This window comes from Paenibacillus sp. ClWae2A (genome assembly GCF_032452295.1).
Lineage (GTDB): Bacteria > Bacillota > Bacilli > Paenibacillales > Paenibacillaceae > Paenibacillus.
Genome location: NZ_JAULSQ010000008.1, coordinates 171106 through 193048, shown reverse-complemented (window position 1 = coordinate 193048; position 21943 = coordinate 171106). Strand labels below are relative to the sequence as shown.

General features: G+C 44.2%; 23 protein-coding genes. 4 read left to right on the top strand and 19 right to left on the bottom strand.

The features are described from left to right. Window positions 1-175: 175 nt before the first annotated feature. Both QVE09_RS22110 and QVE09_RS22105 read left to right on the top strand, forming a co-directional pair. The gene (locus tag QVE09_RS22110; RefSeq protein ID WP_315938520.1) at window positions 176-1081 is read left to right on the top strand and encodes an ArsR/SmtB family transcription factor; all 906 of its coding nucleotides are present in this window, start codon (window positions 176-178) and stop codon (window positions 1079-1081) included. Between the two features lie 56 nt (window positions 1082-1137). After that, window positions 1138-2388, top strand: coding sequence for an MFS transporter (locus QVE09_RS22105; RefSeq protein ID WP_315938519.1), 1251 nt, complete (start codon window positions 1138-1140; stop codon window positions 2386-2388). A 239-nt stretch (window positions 2389-2627) separates the two neighbouring features. Here the strand turns inward: QVE09_RS22105 and QVE09_RS22100 are convergent, their stop codons facing one another. The 6 genes from QVE09_RS22100 to QVE09_RS22075 all read right to left on the bottom strand — a co-directional run bounded on the left by QVE09_RS22100 (window position 2628) and on the right by QVE09_RS22075 (window position 9166). Continuing rightward, window positions 2628-3071 (bottom strand): GNAT family N-acetyltransferase, encoded by a 444-nt coding sequence (locus QVE09_RS22100; protein ID WP_315938518.1) that lies wholly within the window; start codon window positions 3069-3071, stop codon window positions 2628-2630. Window positions 3072-3318: 247 nt separating this feature from the next. Further along, a complete protein-coding gene (locus tag QVE09_RS22095) occupies window positions 3319-4218 on the bottom strand; it encodes an ROK family protein (protein ID WP_315938517.1) in 900 nt (299 codons plus the stop codon). Between the two features lie 28 nt (window positions 4219-4246). Continuing rightward, the gene (locus tag QVE09_RS22090; protein ID WP_315938516.1) at window positions 4247-5719 is read right to left on the bottom strand and encodes a glycoside hydrolase family 32 protein; all 1473 of its coding nucleotides are present in this window, start codon (window positions 5717-5719) and stop codon (window positions 4247-4249) included. A 25-nt stretch (window positions 5720-5744) separates the two neighbouring features. Continuing rightward, entirely contained in the window at window positions 5745-7352 is a 1608-nt protein-coding gene (locus tag QVE09_RS22085; RefSeq protein ID WP_315938515.1) for an ABC transporter substrate-binding protein, read from the bottom strand. Between the two features lie 55 nt (window positions 7353-7407). Next, the gene (locus QVE09_RS22080) at window positions 7408-8289 is read right to left on the bottom strand and encodes a carbohydrate ABC transporter permease (protein WP_036617174.1); all 882 of its coding nucleotides are present in this window, start codon (window positions 8287-8289) and stop codon (window positions 7408-7410) included. A 16-nt stretch (window positions 8290-8305) separates the two neighbouring features. Continuing rightward, on the bottom strand, window positions 8306-9166 hold the full coding sequence (locus QVE09_RS22075; protein ID WP_223200008.1) for an ABC transporter permease: 861 nt from the start codon (window positions 9164-9166) through the stop codon (window positions 8306-8308). A gap of 541 nt (window positions 9167-9707) precedes the next feature. Here QVE09_RS22075 and QVE09_RS22070 point away from each other — a divergent pair. Continuing rightward, on the top strand, window positions 9708-10784 hold the full coding sequence (locus tag QVE09_RS22070; protein ID WP_315938514.1) for a LacI family DNA-binding transcriptional regulator: 1077 nt from the start codon (window positions 9708-9710) through the stop codon (window positions 10782-10784). Between the two features lie 117 nt (window positions 10785-10901). On the opposite strand, the gene QVE09_RS22065 is transcribed toward QVE09_RS22070, so the two are convergent. The 12 genes from QVE09_RS22065 to QVE09_RS22010 form a co-directional block, all read right to left on the bottom strand. Further along, window positions 10902-11720, bottom strand: coding sequence for a purine-nucleoside phosphorylase (locus tag QVE09_RS22065; RefSeq protein ID WP_036617166.1), 819 nt, complete (start codon window positions 11718-11720; stop codon window positions 10902-10904). A 166-nt stretch (window positions 11721-11886) separates the two neighbouring features. Next, the gene (locus QVE09_RS22060) at window positions 11887-12057 is read right to left on the bottom strand and encodes a hypothetical protein (protein WP_315938513.1); all 171 of its coding nucleotides are present in this window, start codon (window positions 12055-12057) and stop codon (window positions 11887-11889) included. Between the two features lie 202 nt (window positions 12058-12259). Then, a complete protein-coding gene (locus QVE09_RS22055) occupies window positions 12260-13261 on the bottom strand; it encodes an endo-1,4-beta-xylanase (protein ID WP_315938512.1) in 1002 nt (333 codons plus the stop codon). 239 nt (window positions 13262-13500) lie between these two features. Next, complete coding sequence (locus QVE09_RS22050) at window positions 13501-13848, bottom strand: hypothetical protein (RefSeq protein WP_315938511.1); 348 nt, start codon at window positions 13846-13848, stop codon at window positions 13501-13503. Window positions 13849-13983: 135 nt separating this feature from the next. After that, entirely contained in the window at window positions 13984-14856 is an 873-nt protein-coding gene (locus QVE09_RS22045) for an aminoglycoside phosphotransferase family protein (RefSeq protein WP_315938510.1), read from the bottom strand. A gap of 37 nt (window positions 14857-14893) precedes the next feature. After that, complete coding sequence (locus tag QVE09_RS22040) at window positions 14894-15373, bottom strand: DinB family protein (protein ID WP_315938509.1); 480 nt, start codon at window positions 15371-15373, stop codon at window positions 14894-14896. Between the two features lie 27 nt (window positions 15374-15400). Next, a complete protein-coding gene (locus QVE09_RS22035) occupies window positions 15401-15937 on the bottom strand; it encodes a GNAT family N-acetyltransferase (RefSeq protein ID WP_315938508.1) in 537 nt (178 codons plus the stop codon). Between the two features lie 498 nt (window positions 15938-16435). Beyond that, the gene (locus tag QVE09_RS22030) at window positions 16436-16870 is read right to left on the bottom strand and encodes a hypothetical protein (RefSeq protein WP_315938507.1); all 435 of its coding nucleotides are present in this window, start codon (window positions 16868-16870) and stop codon (window positions 16436-16438) included. Window positions 16871-16917: 47 nt separating this feature from the next. Then, on the bottom strand, window positions 16918-17439 hold the full coding sequence (locus QVE09_RS22025; protein WP_315938506.1) for a cysteine hydrolase family protein: 522 nt from the start codon (window positions 17437-17439) through the stop codon (window positions 16918-16920). Window positions 17440-17469: 30 nt separating this feature from the next. Then, the gene (locus QVE09_RS22020) at window positions 17470-17871 is read right to left on the bottom strand and encodes a hypothetical protein (RefSeq protein WP_315938505.1); all 402 of its coding nucleotides are present in this window, start codon (window positions 17869-17871) and stop codon (window positions 17470-17472) included. A 62-nt stretch (window positions 17872-17933) separates the two neighbouring features. After that, the gene (locus QVE09_RS22015; protein ID WP_315938504.1) at window positions 17934-18479 is read right to left on the bottom strand and encodes a GrpB family protein; all 546 of its coding nucleotides are present in this window, start codon (window positions 18477-18479) and stop codon (window positions 17934-17936) included. Window positions 18480-18761: 282 nt separating this feature from the next. Next, the gene (locus QVE09_RS22010; protein WP_315938503.1) at window positions 18762-20252 is read right to left on the bottom strand and encodes a glycoside hydrolase family 43 protein; all 1491 of its coding nucleotides are present in this window, start codon (window positions 20250-20252) and stop codon (window positions 18762-18764) included. A 180-nt stretch (window positions 20253-20432) separates the two neighbouring features. Here QVE09_RS22010 and QVE09_RS22005 point away from each other — a divergent pair, with 180 nt between their 5' ends. Continuing rightward, complete coding sequence (locus QVE09_RS22005) at window positions 20433-21338, top strand: ArsR/SmtB family transcription factor (RefSeq protein ID WP_315938502.1); 906 nt, start codon at window positions 20433-20435, stop codon at window positions 21336-21338. A gap of 67 nt (window positions 21339-21405) precedes the next feature. On the opposite strand, the gene QVE09_RS22000 is transcribed toward QVE09_RS22005, so the two are convergent. Then, window positions 21406-21933, bottom strand: coding sequence for a DinB family protein (locus tag QVE09_RS22000; RefSeq protein ID WP_315938501.1), 528 nt, complete (start codon window positions 21931-21933; stop codon window positions 21406-21408). Between the last annotated feature and the right edge of the window lie 10 nt (window positions 21934-21943).

The following is a 21943-nucleotide window of genomic DNA, read 5'->3' as shown; positions in this document are numbered from 1 at the left end:
CTTGTTAAGTGGTACGTTTTTCACTTTCCTTCTGGTAAAACGTTTTTTTGTGGAATGAGGGTGGTTGGTACGAACATGGAAAATTTATGTTGAAACAACAATTTAGTTCGTATAATATAAAATAAATAACTAGTTCTATAAATATAGAACTTATTCAGAAAGGAACTATGCTCTTATGAACTACACAGTAGAAGTTGATTTTGCTCCGATTTATGAATGTGTAAGCACCCTGAGCGCATTTATGAGTAAACAAAATCATACTAACCTGGATGCCGGGAAACGGTGGGTTCGTGATGTACAGGATCGATTCTCACCTGCCAAACTTCAACAAATGCGAGATACGATGAAAGCCACAGACAATTTCAGCCTTGCGCCATATATATGGAGCTGTTCAGGGGAACGTTCGGTGATTGGCTTTTTGAATTGGCTTGAAGATTTGTCCTCAGGCCAATTGTATGACATCGCCGCTCGCTTTAAGTTATCTGTGCCCTCCAATCTGCCTGAATTGCGCAGTCGGACATCCGAAGTGCTACGAGAATGGGATGCACAGTATTTTGGGCAGATTGATCCGGCAATTATTGAGGGACTGTTTTTGGAAGCTGAATCGAGACGTTCCAGTCTGAACGGGACGAATGACCAAGAAGTCTACGAACAAGCTACACAGGGCATGAGGATATATCCCAACCATACGCTAAAACAAATAATCCTCATCCCTCAATATCATGCACGTCCATTTGTCACCTCAGTGATCTTTGACGAGATGATCTTTACTAATTATTCTTGCGATATTCTTCCAACAGAACCGGGACGACCAGACCCTGGGTTACTGCGTCTAACGAGGGCACTATCCGATGAAACCAGACTGTTCATCTTACGACTACTGGCTGGTAAACAGCTGACCTTCACTGAAATTGTCCGTGAGGTTGGACTTTCCAAGAGCACGGTGCATTACCATCTTATAGCCTTGCGAGCAGCCGGGCTGATTATCGTGCATTATGATTACAAAAACACCGAATATAGCCTGCGCTTGGAAGCTCTGAACAACCTTCCACGGCAGATTGGGGCTTATATTGAAGGTTGAATTCATGCATTTCCTTCTCCACAAATTGCACTATTCTATCATACGGAGGAACCTTAATGCTGAAGCGAAGTTACTACGGTTTATTGGCTACTGTTACTCTTAGTTCTCTCGGTGATGTGTTTGGTCTTTTGGCCATGGAATGGCTTGTTTATGAATTAACTGCCTCTAAGTTAGCCATGGGTGCTATGGCACTAAGCTTCAGCATTCCCGAAGTAGCCTTCCGGCTACTTGGATCACCGCTGTCCGACCGACTGCATCGCGGACGGTTCATGGCCGGACTGGCTACAGTACGACTGTTCGCTCTTTTGTTGCCACTAAGTATGGGTATCGCGGGCCAATTACAACTTTGGCACCTATTTCTCGCTGCAGCACTCAGCGGAGCCTGCTCCGCCCTCTTCATGCCAACGGCCATGGCTGTTGTACCGGGCGTAGCTGGCAAACACAAACTGCTGCGGGCATTCGCAGTGATTGATGGTTGTCGAAATGCCGCTGCTTTGCTGGGACCAGCCTTTGCCGGTGCTCTAACGGCTGCAGCTGGAGCGTTACCAACACTAGGCATCAACGCTATTTGCTACATTGCAGCCATCACCGCACTACTCTATCTGTCCACAATGCAGAAACCAGCAGCCCAAGCATCTTTTTCTCTTAAAGCTTATATCCGAGATATTGGAGAGGGTTTCTCTTTTTATCGACGATTCCCAGCCATGCTCTCGATTATGGTAATGGTTTCGATCAGCAATATGTCCTCTGTAGCCATCTGGACCATGATGATTCCTTTTGTCCGCGAAGTGCTGCACCGGGATGCCACCGCCATGGGCACTCTGACCTCCGCTTCGGCATTTGGCACACTAGCAGGACTAGCTATTATCTCGTGGATGGGTGAAATCAAGAGACGACGCACGGTCATGCTGTGCAGCTTAGCTGCGATTGGGCTTTTTAACGCATTATTGGGACTATTTCCGAGTTACCCCTTTGCACTTATTGCCTTATGTGCCGCAGGAGCAGCCGGGCCTTTCTTCGGTTCTCTAAGCTCTTCGTTACATGGTACGCTTGTGCCCAGTTCTCTACAAGGCCGGGTTAATTCAATCCGATTCCTGATTGGTGGAGGATTACAGCCCGTAGGCGCTTTTGCAGGTGCAGCGGTTGCAGAAATCTATGGCCTCCCGTTCCTCTTTCTGTCTTTAGGTCTTCTTCCTTTCATATGTTCGATCGCTGCTTCATTTCTGCCAAACCTGAAAGATTTGAATGGTGATCTCGATACTCTACTACATAAGCCATCCAATAAAGTTCGTATTACAAGGAATTAATAATACTAAAAGCGCCGTCCCTTTTTATAGGAACGACGCTTTTGACATGTGACTACGACAGTGGTTACCCCAATCATGCTAGAATACAACACTTGTCCCACACTTCCCAAAGATACGGGATCGGTATCCTGACATAGTAATCCGGAGATAAAAGCCAACTCTTCGCTTCTAAAGATTTTTTCTATACTCTCCATTATCGTGTAATATGAAGTTAACTTTCAATACGTATGGTAATCATACTATTCAGGCACTTGAACGGACATAAACACATCGACCTCATCTTCACTGTCCAAGATAAATCCAAATCGTTCATATAATCGCCGAGCAGGACTTCCCTGCAAAACATTTAAAATAACCCGTTTCCCCTGAACTTCCTCCTGTTCCAGCAGCATGTTCAGTACCTGAGTTCCTATTCTCTGGCCTTGATAATCGGGATGTATGTAGAAATGTTCCAATAGATATGCCTCAGACTTGGGCTTCAATGCTACACAACCAACCACGGAACCCCCCACTTCAATAATCTGTGTCTGGGCAGGTTCGAATGTATTGCGGAAACGTTCACGTACTTTCACATCATCGTACCTTCCAAGTCTGGTTAGATCATCGTATAATACCAAGGCTCGCAAATCAGCGAGTTGTTCTTGGTCTGCCTGTACAGCTTGACGCATTGTTATTGGGTTCATTCGTTGGATTCCTTTCATTTGGAGACACGTTAATTTTTGAATGTCTTCTCGCAACTATAGGGATAGACACTAAAAATCATACCTTTGGCAGCTCACATGAGCAACATCGGATTTTAGAACGTAATATATTTTCCAATGATATTTATCTCCGCAATATAAAAAAGCCCAAAAAGGACAGTGCAGTCTTGCTTATACAAATAAGCGAATCCGCAACCGTCCCTTCTGGGATGTAGATTATTTAAGAAAACTACGAAGCATGTGACGCTTGTGCTGCATGTTGTAATGCTTCCAGACCCAATGCGAGCGCACCACATAGGCCTGCATGCTGGCCCAATCCGGGCTGCACAATATATTGGTCGATATGTTGCGTGATTGGGGCAGCATTTACATAACCATTGAGATTCCGCACTACCTGCTCCCGGATCATAGGGAACAGATGATCTTGCTGCATCACACCACCGCCCAGGATGATCTTCTGCGGCGAATGAAGCAAGATGGCCGTAGTAATCGACTCCGCAATGTAAAAGGATTCGATCTCCCACGCCGGATGATCTGCCGGCAGTTCACTGCCAGGGATCTGCCAACGAGCTTCAATGGCTGGTCCTGCAGCCATCCCCTCCAGGCAATCGCCATGATACGGGCATAATCCGGCAAAGTGATCGTCTGGATGGCGTCTTGTGCGAATATGTCCACCCTCGGGATGTAACAATCCGTGTACTCGTTGGCCCCCTGCCACAAGTCCGACACCAACTCCTGTGCCAATCGTGTAATATACACAGTTATCCAGCCCTTGCGCCGCTCCCCACGTCACTTCACCGAGCGCGGCAGCATTCACATCCGTATCCCATCCAAAAGGAACCGGAAATTCATGCTTCAAGGTTCCAATCACATTACAGTTTCCCCACCCAGGCTTAGGTGTGGTCGTAATATAACCATAGGTGGGACTATCCGGTTGCAGATCAATCGGACCAAAGGAGCCGATCCCTATGGCTTCCACATCTTTATCCCTGAAATAGTCGATCACCTTGGCAAGAGTGGTCTCCGGATGTTCTGTTGGAAAGCTGATCCGATCTTCAATCTGTCCACGCTCATTACCTACACCACATACAAACTTCGTTCCGCCCGCTTCTATAGCTCCAATACGCATCGTTCTGGGCTCCTTTCCTTCATTACAATTAACCTGTAGCCTTGGTTGGTGATATCTCATAGATATGAAGTGAAGAGAAGACCAGATCAGTATTTTCGGAATGAGCAGAGATGCCCTTGGAATCCCCATCCGGATAGATCAGATCCGTAATAACCGCCTGACCATCATTTGCAAATACCTCCACAGATGAATGATCTACAAAGATACGCAAACTTTGATTCCCATTTACATCTTTTAACTCAGCTGTATGGCGGCTCAGGAAATGTTCATGAAAATCGCCGATACCCGATCCACTACGATCGATATACACTTCCCCTCGGTTGGCGTCTACGCCAACGAGCGTTTCGTTGTCAACTCCGCTTCTTAAGGCAAAATGGAACGACTGATCCTGAGCCCACTCTGCATGGATCTCATAGTTCACTAGTTGCAAAGCGTTCAACTGCTCACTCACTTGCTGAATCGAAGCATCCTGTAGGGACAATACTGGCGTACGTGCTTGCTCAAGTTCACGTGCAGGACGTTGAATCAGTATTACTTCTCCGGATCTTGTCTCCAGTGACAGCTCCCGGGCAATGGTCATGGCTCCACGGTAATCATTGGTTGGCGTCTGGTTGGCATACATCCAGTTGCTCATCCAACCCATAAACAAGCGTCTGCCATCTTCAGCCGGAATGTCGGACCAACTAACTCCTGCGTAGTTATCCCGACCATGGTCAATCCAGCGAATCGTGTGGGAGGCCTCATCTGGGACAAATGTACTTCCATCAAAATTCCCGGTGAAATATTGCGTTCTGGAGCCTTCTATACAAGCAGGATCTGCACCGATGCTAACGAGCATTACCCATTTCTCCTGCCCTGATTCTCCATCCACTGCAAGTGGGAACAGGTCCGGACATTCCCACACACCAGCGTGTGAACCGATCCCTTCGCCGAATTCACTTCCAAGTTTCCAATCCTTCAGATTGGGAGAACGATACAGACATACCGTTTGACCACAAGCGATAATCATAATCCATTCCTTGGTCTGCTCATGCCAGAACACTTTGGGATCACGGAAATCGACAAAGGACTCATGCGTTAATACCGGATTCCCCTCATATTTGGTCCAGGTTCTGCCGTTGTCTTTGCTATACGCCAGACTCTGACGCTGTACAGGATGATCATTTGGTACTTCCAGATGATGTGTAAAAATGGCTACCAACCCCGGCTCATCTTTGAAAAATCCAGAAGTATTGTTCCAGTCCACCACCGCACTGCCGGAGAAGATCATGCCATGTTCATCCGGTGCCAGAGCTACAGGAAGTTCCTCCCAAGTGACAAGATCTCGGGTTACCGCGTGACCCCAATGCATCGGTCCCCATGTAGTACCAAACGGATGATACTGATAGAACAAGTGATACTCCCCATTGAAAAACACCATGCCGTTCGGGTCGTTCATCCACTTCTCTTTCGGTGAAAAATGGTATTCATTTCTGTAATCTTGTTTAAGAATTGTCGACATTATGGTTTCTCCTCCGTACTTTTCTTTATTTGTTATTACGGTCATATCCCGCTTGTTTAATCTGGAGCCATTCTTGCAATCCAAGGCGATCCAGCTCTTTCAGATAAGCATCCCATTCCTGATCAACTTTCCCGTTTTGATACCATTCTGTACGCAGACGCAGCACATAGGCGAACAGATCAGTCTCAATGGTGGAAAGGCGGTCGAGTTCATCGATTGAGAAGAACACGCTTGGATAGACGTTATCTGCTTTCATGTGTGGAACCATATATTTATCTAGCAGTTCCATACGCCATGCAGCATCTTCCGGTTTGGTTGTGTATTTGTCATAATAACTGTCGAGGATGGCCAATGGTCCCGCGATACTGGTCTTTTGTCTGAGTTCCACAGGTGCTGAGCCTTCTAGCGGAAGATGTTTCAGCATCCCCTTGGCTTCATCAAATTCAAAAATATTTTGCTGACTCTCATCTCCATACGTACCCCAGTTGTTTTGCACGGATTGGAGCGGATCGTACAATTGGTCTACCCACTTCGCTGTGGATTCCAAATTTTTATTGCTGCTGGTGATAACCATGCGACCACGATCAAGACCAATGCCATTCGTTCTTGTGACATTAACCTCTCCGTTAGGCCCGGCAACCGGAGGCAGAACATCATACGTATCATTCATGCCTGTAATGTTGGCCTTATCCCAAGTGAAGTACATGCCGTACTTGTTGTCCTTGCCTTTCGCCAGGTACGTGTTCCAATCCTGCTGATACGATTCCACATCCACGAGACCTTCCTGAACCAATTCATGAATGTATTTAACCGCTTCCTTATAGCCTTCATCAGCTGCCGTGAAGACCACTTTCCCATCATTGGTTACCACGGTATGATCCCAGTTCTCTCCGAGTCCAAATGCCGCAAAGAGAAATGTCAGATCTTCTCCGCCCGGCTTGTTAATGAAAGATAACGGAATTTCGTCGGCCTTACCGTTGCCGTTTGGATCTTGGGTTTTGAACGCAATCAATACTTCTTTCAGTTCTTCGGTTGTCGTTGGCATCTTCAGTCCAAGCTTGTTCAGCCATTCCACATTAATCCAGGGCAAGTTATCCACTGCCTGAATCCGTTGTTTGCCACTTCCGAGTTCTTCAATCCATGGGAATGAATAGATATGTCCGTCTGGAGCCGTGATCATGCTCTTGTATTCGGGAGCTTCCTCCAGCACCTTTTTCAGATTGGGCATGTGTTGTTCAATCATGTCCTCAAGTGGAATGATCGCCCCGTCCTTCGCCAGTTTCAGGAGATCATAATCCCCGTAACCTGCATCAAAAATGGCATCCGGCAAATCACCGCTGGCGACCGCTAGATTTCTTTTTTCTGCAAACACATCACTCGTATAGTTCTTCCAGTTGATATGCACATTGGTTTTCTCTTCGAGTCGCTTGTTAATCAGCTTGTCGTTTGGATCAGCGGGAGCCAGCGGAGAGCTCTGTGTTATAAAATTCAATGTCACCTTGCCATCAGGTGATTGCGCCTCACTTGCCGCGCCGCCTCCACCCCCGCCGCAGGCGGTTAGAAAGAGCATTGCAGATAACATGGAAATGGATGCCGTTGTAACGGCTTTTCTGGAACTGTTCACTTTTTTCATAATAATGACCTCCATGAGTTGGATTGGATCAACTTACTGTATCGCAGGCTGTTCACTATTTGAGGGAACCGACCATGACACCTTTTTCGAAATACTTCTGGAAGAACGGGTACATGATGATGAGTGGCAGGCTCGAAATGACAATCGCTGAGTATTTAATCATCTCGGAGAGCCGTTTCAGTTCTGCCATCGCCAGCTGATCACTGATCATGCCCGGTGCAGCCTGATTCTGAATCAGAATGGAACGCAGAACGAGCTGTAACGGATGCAGGTTCGGATTATCGAGATAGATCATTGCATCAAAATAGGAATTCCATTGCCCAACGAATGCATAGAGTGCGAGTACAAAAATGATCGGTTTCGACAACGGAATGACGATCTGGAAGAAAATCTTCATCTCGGAGGCGCCATCCACGTTTGCAGCTTCTTTCAGTTCTCGAGGGACTCCTTTGAAAAAGGTTCTGGAGAGAATGATGTTCCAGACGTTAACGGCTCCAGGGATGATGATTGCCCACACCGTATCGAGCATGCCGAGATTACGTATGAGTAGATAAGTCGGGATTAATCCCCCGCCGAAGAACATTGTAATGATAAAGATAATCATGAAAAATCCACGTCCCGCGAGCCTATCATCCGACAATGCATAACCTGCAAATATGGATACGGTCACGGTGATCAGTGCAAAAGAAACCGAGTACAATACCGCATTTGCAAACCCCCGGATCATGGCTGGATTGGACAAAATCATCTGATATCCGTCCAGACTCCAGTCGGATACATTAAAGGACAGTCCACGATTCAATAGCACCGTAGGGTCCATGAATGAGGCGATAACGATGTAAATCAGGGGAACAACCACAACCAGTACAGCACAGGTGAGAAAAATGGCATTGAGTGTGAGGATCAATCGATCCATTCCCGTGTGTTTAACAACCATGGATAATACTCCTTTCCTAATAGAGGCCTTCGCCTTCATTCAATTTCTTCACAATCAGATTCACCGTCACCAGCAGAATCACATTGATAACCGAGTTAAATAATCCAACTGCCGCAGAATAAGCGTAATCTCCAGACTGCAAACCCACCTTGTAGACATACGTGGCAATAATCTCCGAGGAAGGCAGGTTCATGGACGTCTGCATCAGATAGGCCTTCTCAAATCCAATGGACATAATGCCACCAGCTGCAAGGATAAAGACGATGGCCATAATTGGACGTATTGTTGGAAGGTCAATGTGGCGAATACGCTGAAGGAGATTGGCTCCATCCAGATTAGCCGCATTGTGAAGCTCCGGATCAACATTGGCCAAAGCCGCGACGTATATGATGGAAGCCCAGCCGGCTCCGGTCCAGATATCGGACAAAATGTAGATCCAGCGGAAATATTCCGGTTCAGACATGAACATAATCGGCTGACCTGTAATCCATGTGGCTAATTGATTAATCGGCCCTGTCGGTGAGAGGAAGATGAACAGCATACCCACAACAACAACAACCGAGATGAAATTGGGTGCGTACAGAAACAATTGAATATTTTTCTTGATGCCAGCTTTGCGTACCTGATTCAGCATGAGTGCCAGTAAAATGGGCACCGGGAAACTGAATATCAATCCCAAAAAGCTGAGTTTAAGCGTATTCATTAAAATGATATCGAAGTTGGGTGAAGCTATAAATTTCTCAAAATGCTTCAGTCCTACCCAATCACTGCCCATGATGCCTTTGATCGGACTGAAATCCTTAAACGCAATGATGGCTCCGTACATCGGAATATACTTGAAGATAAGAGTCAAAATTAAGGCTGGTGCAAGCAACATATATAAAAAGTAATTTTTTTTGAGCTGCTGCAACCTATGACCGCTTGTCGTCCTCACTTTCAGTACCCTTCCTCCGCCCTTTTTGCTGTCGGCTATGTTATCCAACACGATACCCCCGTTCCATTCTAGAAGTTGACAATTGTTTTCAGTAAGGGCTTTCAATATTTACAATTGCCTATTTAATAATTTACAATTTATCAGGTTTAAACGAATTTAGTCAATACATTTTGTAAAAAAATATTTGTGCATTTGATCATTTTATCTTTGCATTAATGTAACTAAAGAGGATTAAATTTGCATATATATAGCACTGAATCGTTAATACTAGCATAGATATTTCTACATCATTACTGTAATAGATCATCATTGTTACACTAGTTAACGAAACTTCTGGAACAATGATGAAAATAGAATTCGCCTATCTAAATGTAAATACAATTGTGCATTTGTAAAACGGAGATTGCTATTTGTCCCGTTCTATTATACATTTGACTTAGAGAAGAATATGGATGACTATTGATGATTAGAGGTGAAGCATTAGATGGCTAAGGAAAAAGTCACGATACAAGACATCGCTGATGCTTTGGGGATCTCCAGGAATACGGCTTCCAAAGCATTAAACGATAGCGGTAACATCCCGGATGAGACCAGAAATCGTGTAATTAAAAAAGCAATTGAACTTAAATATAAACAGTTTGCCTATATGGACAATGAGCATGCTCTAACCAAGGCTCCGGGCAATATCGCCCTGTTAACTGAAAACCTGCCTAATACATCTCACTTTGGTTCATTGTTAATCAGCGGTTTGGAGAAAAGAATCAGTGCGGAGGGATACAATCTCTCGATTCATATCGTGCGTGAAGACGATCAAGATACGCTTACACTTCCCAACAATTTTGATATTGGCAAAGTAGACGGCATCATCTGCATTGAATTATTTGATCTGGAATACACTCAGCTGATTACGGATCTGGGCATCCCCACCATTTTTATCGATTGCGCTTCCAACATATGTTATCCCGAATTCCAAGCAGATTTGCTACTCATGGAGAATGAACATAGCATCTATCAGTTAACCAAAAAATTAATTGAGAGCGGCTACACAAGTATTGGATTCGTCGGGGATTACAATCACTGCAAGAGCTTTAATGAACGATGGGTTGGGTATCACCGTGCTATGCTGGAAGCGGGGTTGCAGGTCGACCTGTCCCATTGCATCCTAGACAATGATCGCCTGTATTTCTCCAAGCCAGGATGGTTAAACCAGCGAGTGGCAGAACTGGCATCCCTACCTTCCGCTTACGTATGCGCTAATGACTTTATAGCAGTCGATCTGATCAGGGCGTTAAAAGACAGAAATGTCGCTGTGCCACAGGATATTGCGATATGCGGATTCGATAATGCACCCCAATCTAGAATTATTGAGCCAGCATTAACGACGGTTCATATTTACAGCAATGAGATGGGCATTAAGGCCGCGGAGATGCTGTTATCCCGGATTAATAGCCCGACACAACCTTATCAGGTCTCCCACATTGTGACCAAACCCATCATTAGGGAGTCCACGCCAGCAATCATGGCCGATTATTCTCAGATGGTTCATAGTTCTGCAAAATAAAAAAACGTATGTCTCACGAGTAACAGCTCGTGAAGCACACGTTTTTTTGTGTTTTCGATTTGGTTGGATGAAAACTCTATCCTATCCATCGCTGCCTAGATAGAAATCATCTCGCGATTAGATCTCTTTCAAGATGCCTTTTACCAAACCAATAAAGGTTGTTTTCACTTGCGCAGCCACTTCAATGACCTCATCATGACTTAACGGCTGATCCAGAATGCCACAGGCCATGTTGGTCAGACAGGAAATGCCCAGTACCTTCATACCGCCATGAATGGCAACAATGGCTTCAGGTACCGTGGACATCCCCACTGCATCCGCACCCATCGTACGAATCATGCGAATCTCCGCTGGTGTCTCATATGCCGGGCCACTCCACCATGCATAGACACCTTGCTGAAGGCCAACATTCTGCTCTTCTGCAACCTTAAGGGCGATGCTACGCAGTTCGCGATTGTATACCTGTGATACGTCTGGGAAACGCACACCCAGCTCGGCATTATTTGGTCCCATCAACGGGTTATTGCCTACCAGGTTAATATGATCTGTAATGAGCATCAGTTGACCCGGTTCGAAGCTTGTGTTGATGGCTCCGCAGGCATTGGTGATAAGCAATTGCTCGACACCCAGCGCCTTCATGATCCGAACGGGGAAAGTCACTTCGTCCAATGTAAAACCTTCATAATAATGAAGGCGGCCTTTCATCGCTACAACCGTTTTGCCCATCAGTTCACCAATAACCAATTCATTGGCATGACCGATGGCCTCCGATTGGGCGAAATAAGGAATATCTGTATACGGGATAACGGTCGCATTTTCAATCTCGTCCGCGAGCGCTCCAAGTCCCGAACCCAGAATCATGCCTACGGCAGGTTTGGTATGGATTCGGTTTAATATGTAATCTCTTGCTTCCTGAATATGTGCGGATTGATGCATAATGATATCCTCCTGATGATCTGAATTGAGTTCACGAAAACTGAGTTATTGAAGTGCTACTAATCAAGTGTAATGAACAATGGTCTTGATGTAAATGGAAGCTGTTCTATATACAATAAAAAAAACGACCCTATGCTCCAGAATCGTTTAAAAACATGGACATGTCCTAATCCAATGTATATTTGTTTCTACTTTTCATGTAATCGATTGTCATGATCAGCAACAGCATGAATGTAGCAAACATCAGCGGTTTGGCAAAAGTACCTTCTTCAAAAATATAATAGGCAGCTACCAAGTTTCCTGTAAATATCAACAGGTAATTGCGGGTGCGATCCATCTTCTCAACTCATTTCGGAAAAGAATATTGTTCGAGATAGCCTTTCTTTTACCCTATCACATACTTCCATAAAAAACCATATACTTACACACATACAAGCGTAGTGTTCAATCACGAACGAGATAGCCGCACTGTATAATCTATATTGAGTACAGCAAAAAATCGGCCACATCGTGACCGATTCTCTCCACTTATCTGATGTTCAGGACATAGAATTAATGATACGCCAAAATGATTCCTTTGGCTGCAACTGCTGATCAAATACAAAGGGCCAGTTTTTGCGTCCACGTACCGGAAAATGGTCCAGCCATGTATAATTGTCCGCTACTCCCCAGAAAGTCACAGAGGTAATGGATGATTTATACTCACGGAACAAATTAAAGATTTCTTCATATCGACGCTCCTGTAGCTCAGCCATCTCCGAAGTTGGCGCGGTGAGGTCCGTTCGACGATCCTCATAACGAAACACGGACATATCCAGCTCCGTAACATGCAACTGCACATCCAGTGAAGCATAACGCTCAATAGCCATTCGGATCTCCTCAATCGAAGGACCATGAATATTCCAATGCCCCTGCAACCCAATCCCGTGTACAGGCGCCCCCTTGTCCAGCAAAGACCGAACCAGATTGTAGATCTTCTCCCGTTTGACCGGATCCGTCTCATTGTAATCATTATAGAAAAGAAGCGCATTTGGATCAGCTTCATGAGCCATACTGAACGCTTGCAGCAAATAATCTTCCCCCACTAGCTCTAACCACTTCGTGTCCCGCATGAACAGATCGGTCTTATCTTCAACAGCTTCATTGACGACATCCCACGCATATATTTGCCCCTTATATCGACCTACTACCGTGTCAATATGTTGCTTCAAGCGAGATAATAGCAGCTCTCTGGAAGCGGGAGCACCTGAGGAATCCTCAAAGACCCATTTCGATGTTTGATTATGCCAGACCAAAGTATGTCCGCGAACCCCAATCCCTTGGGCAACAGCAAAATCAACAATTTTATCCGCCGCCTCAAATGTATAAAGATCCTCTTCCGGGTGAATTTCTTCAAATTTCATCTGATTTTCAGCCGTGATACTATTGAAGTGTTTGGCGATGAAATCCCCTTCGGACTGCAACATTCTGGTATGTACAGCAGCACCTATTTTGAACGTATTAGCGTACGCAGCATGTAGTGATGGAATTTCGGTTGGCATTTACAATTCCTCCCTGCCAGTTTTTATCCATCATATCGTTTGTTGAATACGCTTACAATGAACAAATTATACTTCTTCCCCCTCATATTTAACTATTTATGATCCTCGGCCCTGTTTGCACAACAAAAACACCTCCACGTATGTCCGACTGCTCATCTAAACAGAACATTTCTCGGAAGGTGTTTTGTGATCGGGCTGTTCAATTAAATTCAACTCATATACAAAGAGGATATGAAGCCTTACAGCTTGTCCACCTGTAACAAGGTCACCTGTTTCACTGTGCATGCCGGGTTAATTTGTTCCTCGGACAGAATGTTCAGCTTGATGAGGCTTTTCAGCTTATGGCTGTCTACCTTGGACAACAATCGCCAGATGTCCGGGTCTGGAAGAGAAGCATACAGCTTCTGATCATCGTATTCCTTCCTTTTCTGAAGCACTGTTTTCACGGTGTAACCACCAACCTGCGTCTCATACACCCCTTGTTCCGCACAATACGCGACAATCTCATCTCGTAGTACAGACAACTGCTGCTCAATATCTTTTTGCTGCTGTTTCAGTTCAAAGTAGGTTTGCACTTTCTGCTCCATATCGATCACGCTCCTCTACTATCATAGGTATGCGAGGATCGCTAGTTTAGGACTGGCTGTTTATTTTATTTGAAAAAAGTGGTCTTTCTATTACTTAATCGTATACTGTCGTCATTGTGTATCCCCGTATTACGATTACAGCAGATTTTCATTCAAATATGGATTATGGACAGCCATGCTGTGAACCCTTTCCATTACATCTGGCCCCATGGGTACATCCCCAACACGCTTTAACAGAATCCAGCGAAGACAAGCTACAGCTTCAAAAACCTGCTCCTCTTCCAGCGTGTACGTATAACTTGCAGAGCGTGCAAATTGAGCGTGATACATCTCGCCATAACTTTCCCCATTATAGATGGTGATCAGAAAAACAGACCATGCCATATCGTACCTTGGATCACCATACTGCCCATTAGTCCAATCGATGATGGTGTAATGGTCGTCCATCTCAAGAATGTTTCCCAGATTATAATCGCCATGAATCAAGCGCTCCTGCCTGATCTGGACCTGCTGGATCAAGTTTGCCAGAAGATCATTTATATCGTCATGTAACTCAATTTGAGGAAAAAAGTATTGAACAAAATCGTACCTGAATATGTATTCTTCATCTTCTCCAGTACCCACTTCATTCACCGGATAACGATGGACCTCCATTAATCGCTCAGCCAAATGTGTCAGTTTGGTTTGTGTTAATTGGGTAACCGGCTCTCCATCATAACTCGTTAACAGCACTTGATTCTCTTGCTCGTCTAACCCCCAACCGTAGGGTTTGGAAACACGAATTCCACTTTGATAAAGCTTGGACAATAATCGATATTGTTTGGCGATATCCGGTTTGGAATCCTTGTCCCAGACTTTCAATACGTACCGCCGATCTTCCATTTCAATTCTCATCACAGTTGCTTCCAGTCCAGGTGGCAAGGAAATGATCTGATAATCCTGTTCCATCACCTGCTGGATACGTTCGTCCAGTTCTATCCAATTCATCTGGATAAGTTGAATCGTCATCATTCTCCTCCTTCCATGTTATTACAGCCTCTCCCTGTTAGTCAGGTATAATCAGGCCTTTGCCAATAACATTGGCGGATACTGGCTGTTTGCCCAATTCTCTGGCCCATACTGACAGCTGTCCCATATGGTGAATCTCATGGGCGATCACATGTCGCATAACTTCTCCCCATGAATCTGTACTGGCCTTGCCAGCTGAGCGATGATCAATATAAGCTCTTTTTTCCATACTCGAATCCCATGCTGTAACAAATGCCTCCACATCAGGACGTAACTTGCGATCGAGTCGCCTTACCGCCTCAAGATTCTGGTAGTTTGCAAAATCTTCTGCATCATCCGGTTTGCCCTGAAGCAACTGAAGCCAGCTCCACTCTACATCAATGATATGAAATAACGTTTGTAATATGTTGCCTACTCCGCCCGTGCGAGGCCGAAGCAATTCTTCAAGCGGTACATCTTCACACCACACATACCATTGCTCACGCACCATCCAGTTATAACGAAAGAATATTTCCATTGGTATATTCCCCTTTATCGATGTTTTTCATAGAGATTTGATCAATTCTGTATTGGCAAAGGTATCCTCCGAATGTTCAAGATCACCATAAATACTACTAATTTGATTAAATCCGGAATTGATCCAGAAGCGTAATGCAGGCCAATTTTTGAGTGCCACGTTGATTCGAATTTCCTTGTAACCAAGTTCGGAAAAGTGAAGCGTCAACGCCTGAATTAATTCTTGTCCATATCCCTGCTTCTGGATCTCGCTCTGGATATATAAAAATTCGAGATAGATTGAATCCTCAGAGGGATACCCATGGTACACACTTAACAAACCAATATAGCGGTCATCCTCATTCGTGCGAATGGATTGAATTCGATAATTCTCCAGCCTGCCTCCCGGCGGAAGGTGGCCTTCTTCAAAACATTCTTTCACATAGTTCCGATCATGCTCTTGTCCATCCCATTGATGCAAGTACCGACTGGTTTCATATATGGACTCAAGTTCAGGAATATCGGATTCTTCCACATTCGAGATAATAAGTCGGTCTGACTTCCATTCTACTGGCAGTTGTTTCATCGTAATCACTCCACCTTTATATCTATATAAATTAAACTATTGAATATTTACACTTACCACTCCGATGACAGAACAACCTTCCAATCGCTGTTATCCCCAGATTTTTTTGATTCATTTTATAATGAGAAACTCCGGGGATAAAGGCGGACACTTCGCTTCTTCAGGTTTTTTCTGTCCTCTCCATTTCGTGTAAATATTTAGTTCAATTTATTTAGTTAATTTCTTTTTTATATATAAGATCACATGGATTCCTGCATAAATAAACAGGACATTGAACAAATATAGAAGTACATTTAAATAGATGCCAGATATAAACCAGATTGTTCCGTCAGAGTTAGCATAATGATAATCCGTAAAGAATCGGAGCGGGAAACCATACTCTGTTCGGAGCGGTCCATCTTCAGTATGTAAAGTTCCAGGTATACATAGGATGGCTAATACAGCAAGCCAGGCTGATAGATTCATTATTCTTTTGTTAATCGTCAATATATCTCCCCCTTATTCAACACTAACGCTATCTTCACCAAAATATGTCCCTTCCAACTTTTGATCCATAAAGTCTCTTAAGTCCTTTTGATCAACTATATATCTCGAACTTCTATTAAATCTGCTTTTTGTGGATACAATAATCTGTTTCCGATTGTATTGAATCGTAACTTTAGCGTTATGCTTTAATTTCAAAGCAATTCCTGCACTAATGCTTCCTGTGACATCATCTACTGGTATTTTGGCTGATTCCGGGGCTGCATTCAGCCAGCCGACTATACGGCTAATGTCTTCTTTACTTAACGTAACATTGTCAATGCTAACGTGTGCTCCACCGTCGCCTGTCCTGGTGTACACAACTATGCTCATCTCTGTGCTTATCACTTGATTTCTTGAAATCGGCTTATTTGGATCTGGATTACTCGTGATTAGAAAATACAGAAACATGATTGCCGCACCTATGAAAAACCAGAATCGCCTACGTTTTCCTAGCATTACAGCGCATTCTCCGTATCCACCACGTTGGCAAACAGTCTCAGTACCGTATTGTGATGTGCAATAATCTGCTCTGCTTGAAGTGTCTTTGAATTCCATGTGCTGTGCGCATCTTGAACCAGATTGACCGTGTATCCCAGACTGTATGCTCTGCGGCATGTCGTGTCTACACATACCTCGGTCTGCATTCCCGTAAGGACTAACTCCTTCACGCCATTATCTTGCAATTTCAGATGCAGATCGGTTTTGTGAAACGAATCCGGTGTCTCCTTTTCAATAACGAGGTCACCAGCTATAGGTGCAATGGATGGATGAATGGCCCACCCCGGAGTTCCTCGTTCCAGTGGACTGCCTGACCCTTCGCTGTGTTGGATATATATGATGGCATGCCCTGCTTCACGGGCCTTGGCAATTAATACCTGGATCTTCTGAAGCAATCGTTCCCCTTGATAAACGGGATCTGCTTCATCAAACATCGCTACCTGTACGTCAATGATTAGAAGTGCACAATGCGTTGTCATTTTCCTTTCCTCCTGACAAATCAATTTAATTCAACTCTTTCTTCTTTGCTTTTTTAACAAAACTTCCAATCCCATATCAATCAGTACAAATAGAATAGCAGCAAGAACGCCAAATAAGGTCAGAACTAACGTCTCTTTGAAATCCAAGATTGCTTCTCCTGCGCCCATGACCAGATAATAGATGTACATGCCCAAAACTCCAGCACATGCATAGCCTAATATCCTCGTACTTAGATACAACACATGATTAGGGAATTGTATTCGGCTGAGCAGATAGTCTAGCAATATCGATAAAGGTAGCCCGATCAACAGGATCAAGGGAGTCGCGTATAACAGATAAATTAGAATGTAAAAATCAAAACTGTACGATTCATTCATCGATATGAGACTTGCAGCCAAAGTAAAACAAATGATGGTTAGAAGCGTTGTCATTAGCTTTCTTCCCATGTTCATCTCATCACTCCAAGTAAGTTATCTCTATTCATTGGATGTGCTCATACATCAGATTTTGCCGGTTGCCATCCGATTTCTTGAGACCAACTATGTGCTCTCTGTAATATCCTCCACACCGTTGGCCCTTTTCCTTCAACATATTTGGGACGCTCATCTTTATACAGTGACATGAGTCTGTGCTTTTCTTCCGCATAGTTCAAACAATCTTCTGGGTGCTCCCTTAAATAGTCTCTGAACAGTAAGGTCATCTGCTCGGAGAAACTGCCTGCCTGTCTAACGTGTATATGTATCCTTCTGTTTCCGGGTTCTTCACGAAAGTAACGTTTAGTCTTATCTGGATTTTCTGCTCTAAATACAAATCCGACTGTTTCGATCTCACGTTTGTAGTCCAACAAATTTTCATACTGGGAAACAGATATTTGTATATCTATGATGGGTTTGGCATCTATACCAACAATTGAAGTGGACCCAACATGGTCAATCCGCACGGCCTTTTCTCCTAATGCCTCTCTTAATTTCGAACCCGTTTCAAGAAACAAATCACGCCATTTCGGATCATACTTTGCGATTCTCCATTGATCCTCCATACAACTCCTCCTTGGTTATTCACTCAAGCTATATAATTAAATAACACGTTCTCTTAACCTTTTGTTACATTAGATTATTAGTGATGCCATATAGAGATCATGCAAAATCATCATTGTTTATTCCCAGTTCTATTTGTTTTCGGGATTCAATCATGTATTCGTACAATAGTATCTATCCTCATCATTGTTAAAACTAATATAAAACCCCACATAATCCTGAAGGGTCGCATCATGTTGTTTGTGTAAAAAAGAGAAGGACCCTTAGGCCCGCCCCTTAACTTCTCATTGATAATCACACTTGAAATTTGTAAAATCAGCTGAAGCATCTTGCCCACTTGCGTATAAACCAATGAGCACGCCTGTAAAACCTCCTGCCACCTCCGAGGATAGGTATCTCGTCTGAGCCGTGCCCAGCAGAATCTCTTCACCATCTGCTTGAAACAGGAAACTGTAGCGTTCGTGGCTTGAGCGGATCACCAGCGTTGCATGCTGTTTATTTCCCAGATCCACTTCATGTTCTATCGATTTGATATCACCGATATTTAGACGCTCGATCACCTTATAACCGTCCTGCTGCCCACGAATAGCCACTTCATAATGATGATTCTCATCCATGTAGATCGTGATCCCGGCTTCTCCACTCGTCAGACTAACATCGACTGAAATTGTTGCATTAAAGTCTTTTTGACGTAGCCCGATGAACGTTGGGGATGCTGGAACGTCCAGCGTTACATCGGTTCCTGTTAGCGTAAGCTTATCTGATTCAAGCTGATAATGCTCTGTATTTGGATGACGAAGGTAACACCATTCGAGGTTCCAGTCTGTATTTTCAAACGTATAATGCTTCTTGTCCTGCTGAATCACCGTGTCGGGAATACGATTAGTCTCAAAACTCGTCAGCGCTGTGCCTGCATGCCCAGCTGTAAACCATCCGTCTTCATCAAACGTGATCGGAGTCAGAAATACTTCTCGGCCCAGATGATGGTACGTAGCCCATCGGCCAATCTGTCGGAATCCCAAGTGAAAGAGCCAGCAGTTCCCCAGATCATCCTGAACCAGATCACCATGCCCCACACCCTGGAGTTCATAACCGCCCAGATTGCGGTTAGTCAGAACTGGATTGTGTGCATAGGCTTCGAACGGACCTGAAGATGAAGTTCCCCGGGCATACGTTACCATGTGACCATACTCGGTGCCGCCTTCGGCTGCAAGCAGGTAATAGTAACCGTTCATTTTATACAGATGCGGGCTTTCCAGATATCTTCCACCTGTCCCATTCCATATCGAACGACTTGGGCTAAGTTTGCGGCCCGTTTCAATCTCAATCTCACACTGGACAATTCCGCCAACGCCTTCATCATCAACGCCATTACTCATAAACAAGGTCTTGCCATCTTCAAAATACAAATCGGGATCAATCCCGCCTTGATCCACATAAATAGGCTCAGACCATTCTCCGTAAATATCGTCCGTCCAGACATAGAAATTCTGATGAGTTGTATCGTTGGTTGTGACCATATAAAAACGTCCGTCATTATGCCTGATCGTTGGTGCAAATACACCCCCAGAGCTGTTCACCGTCTCGAGCTGAATCTGGCTTTTGCGAGTCAGGCAGTGACCAATCTGCTTCCAATTCAGCAGATCCTTGCTTTCAAAGAGCGGTACGCCCGGAAAATATTGAAAAGAACTGCAAACCATATAGTATGTATCGTGCACCTTAATCACACTAGGGTCTGGATAAAAACCTTTTACAACAGGGTTATTGTATATCATTACTCCACTCCACCTTTTATTATAAAATTCACAAATATAAGAATTCAACTTCGTAACAACTATAAAAATTAAACACCATTGGGTGTAAACTTGCAATGAATCTGGATTGCATCTTGGAGTTAATTTTATTAAATTAATATATATGTGATTTTAGAAGATTAAGGGTAGGGAGTTGTACAGATGATCAAAGCAAATGGGGAGCCCCAGTTCCTTCCTTTATATGAGGCGCTTGCAAGCGAAGTCAGATGGAGAATCATGGATATGATTGCAGATCGCGAAATGAATGTGAAGGATATTGCTGCAGCATTAGAGCTTAGTCCCTCCATTGTCACGATGCATATTCGCAAACTGGAGGATGCGGGTCTAATTGGGAGCAAAAGAGTTCGGATCAACGGAGGGACACACAAATTATGTTACCTCAAGCAAAATCAGATTGAGATCGAGCTTCCATCCCCAAGCCGAACTTCACGAACCAGAGAGCAGACGATATCCGTCGGGCACTATACTGCTTTTGATATCCACCCTACTTGTGGGCTAGGGACACTTGAGAAAGAAATCGGCGTATGGGATGATCCGCGTTACTTCCTTGATCCCGAGCGGGTACACGCCGCTATCCTGTGGTTTGGGAAGGGCTATGTTGAATATAAAACACCTAACTTTGTACTACCTAATCAGACTACCGATGCTATTGAAATTTCGATGGAACTGGCGTCTGAAGCTCCGGGATTGCGGGATCATTGGCCTTCGGATATTCGCTTCACCTTCAATGGCATTTCTCTTGGAACGTGGACAAGCCCTGCCGATTTTGGCAGAGCAGCACGCGGCAAATATACGCCGGAATGGTGGCATCGCAATGTAAATCAGTATGGATTATTGAAGACCATCCGCATTGATGCCTCTGGTACATATATGGATGGTGAGTGGATGTCAGACATTACTCTCAAAGATGTCAAACTAGACGAACCGTTCTGGACGCTACGCTTCACGGTTGACGAGGAAAGCCCCAACGTAGGGGGATTAACGATCTATGGTGCCGGTTTCGGTAATCATGATCAGGATATTATTATACGTGTACTTCAGATCTGAAGTAACCGCTAAGTGGAGGTGGTGATATCATTCAGATCTGGTATTAGAAGATAGACCTATCTATGTGTTAGCAATCATTTTGTGTTTGGAACCACTTTCTTAGCTGATTAATATGAGCTTGATGATAACGGTTATGGTCAGCCATATGCCATAACCCCCAACGTACCGTAGCTTGCTTTTCGTTCTGATGTCCAAAAGTAACTACTCGATCTAGGTCAGCATCTGCTACTTGTGTGCATGTTTCTTTCAGAAGGGTTAATACACCCTCATATTGAGAGATAAGTGTGTTACGTGATACACCTTGAATCAGCGGAAGTCTATTATGTTCATCAATCATGGGACCATATTGCTCTATTAATGGCTGCGGAAGGACAACTCCCTTTATTCTATAAACCCAATTCATATCAACAAACGTAATATGTCGTATTAATTGAGCTGTACTATTAAACTGGTTCTGTTCCCCTTTGTAATCTACCTCTTCTTGCGACATCCCCTCAGTAATCGATTGAAGTCGCTGACTATTCTCTTTTACTGCGGAAAATAACATTCCAACAATAGGCTCCATATTGGCTTCACCTTGTAAATCGTAAATCATAGTCATCCCA